This window comes from Chitiniphilus eburneus (genome assembly GCF_005048205.1).
Lineage (GTDB): Bacteria > Pseudomonadota > Gammaproteobacteria > Burkholderiales > Chitinibacteraceae > Chitiniphilus > Chitiniphilus eburneus.
The window spans coordinates 1-920 of record NZ_SUMF01000082.1; the positions used below are offsets into that span (position 1 = coordinate 1).

At 63.0% G+C, this 920-nt stretch carries 1 protein-coding gene; it reads left to right on the plus strand.

All coding sequences use genetic code 11. The features are described 5' to 3' along the window. A partial coding sequence (gene tal, locus FAZ21_RS20055) for a transaldolase (RefSeq protein WP_136775196.1) occupies positions 1-920 on the plus strand: 920 nt, incomplete at both ends.

The window sequence follows — 920 nt, forward strand, 5'->3', positions numbered from 1 at the left end:
GCCGCCATCAAACCCCTGGGCCAACGCATCTGGCTGGACAACCTGTCCCGCGGCCTGTTGCAGTCCGGCGCACTGCAAAAGCTCCTCGACGACGACGCCATCGCCGGCGTCACCTCCAACCCCGCCATTTTCTATAAGGCCATCTCTTCCGATCCGCTCTATACCGGTGACCTCGCTGAGCTGAAAAAGCAGAGTCTCTCCGCCGAGCAACGCTATGAGAAGCTGGTGGTGCCCGATGTCCAGGCCGCCTGCGACATGAATCTGCCCCAGTACCAGTCCAGCAAGGGACTCGACGGTTACGTCAGTCTGGAAGTCTCGCCCTTCCTCGCCAACGATACCCAGGGCACCATCGATGCCGCCCACCGGCTGTGGGCCGAGGTGAACCGTCCCAATGCGATGATCAAGGTCCCCGCCACCCACGCCGGTATCCTGGCGTTCGAGCAGCTGATCGCCGACGGGATCAATGTGAACATCACGCTGATGTTCAGCCTGAAGCAGACCGACGATGTGCTCACCGCCTATATCCGCGGTCTGGAAGCCCGCCGCGCCGCTGGCAATCCGATCGATCACGTGCGCGCGGTGGCCTCGGTGTTCCTCTCCCGCGTCGATGTGCTGCTGGACAAGCAACTGGAAGCCATCGGTTCGCCGGAGGCCCTGGCCCTGCGCGGCAAGAGCGCCATTGCGTTCGTGAAGGTGGCCTATCAGCACTACAAGCAGTTGTTCAACGGCACCCGTTTCAAGGCGCTGAAGGCTGCCGGCGCGCATCCGCAGCGTCTGCTGTGGGCCTCCACCGGTACCAAGAACCCGGCCTACCGCGACACCATGTACGTGGAGGAGCTGATCGGTCTGGATACCGTGAACACGGTGCCGGATGCCACGCTGGATGCGTTCCGCGATCATGGCGTGGCGCAGAGCAAGCT